1 protein-coding gene is annotated in these 543 nt (G+C 75.1%); it reads left to right on the top strand.

All coding sequences use genetic code 11. From position 1 onward, the window contains the following. Nucleotides 1-543: tetratricopeptide repeat protein (locus DEIPI_RS39935; RefSeq protein WP_027482205.1), on the top strand; the 543-nt coding region annotated here is incomplete at both ends.

The raw sequence follows: 543 nt of genomic DNA, 5'->3' as shown, positions 1-543 counted from the left end.
CGGATCGCGCTGCAGCAGGGCCGCACGCAGGACGCGCGGACGCACCTGCTCGCCGCGCTCGACCTCGCGGAGGGACGCGGCCCGTCGGAGGCGCGGGTGCTCAACCTCCTCGCCGGGGTGCATCACGCGGTCGGCGAGCACGACTCCGCGCTCGACTGCCTGCACTCCGCCGTGCGCCTTCACCGGGAGCTCGGCGACCGCGCGGGCGAGGCGAAGGGCCTCACGAACGTCGGCAGCATCCTCGTGGCGCAGGGCGAGTACGTCGCGGCGCTGGAGTACCTCGTCGCGGCACACGAGCTCTTCCGGAGCGCCGTGAACGACGAGCGGGCGCGCGGCGTGACGCTCATCAACCTCGGGAACCTCTTCCTCGACCTCGGTCAGCCGGGCTCGGCGGCGGAGTACTTCCGCGAGGCGCTCGGCGTGGCGCGGGGGCGCCGCGACCGCCTGATGGAGTCCGTGGCGCTCCTGAACCTTGGCACGGCGCTCGGCCGCACGGACGATCCGGGCGCGGAGGCGGCCCTGCGGCTCGCGCTCGACCTCGCG

Origin of the sequence: Deinococcus pimensis DSM 21231 (assembly GCF_000519345.1) — a bacterium.
Lineage (GTDB): Bacteria > Deinococcota > Deinococci > Deinococcales > Deinococcaceae > Deinococcus_A > Deinococcus_A pimensis.
The sequence above is the reverse complement of the archived record's forward strand: the minus strand, read 5'-3'. Positions and strand labels throughout refer to the sequence as shown.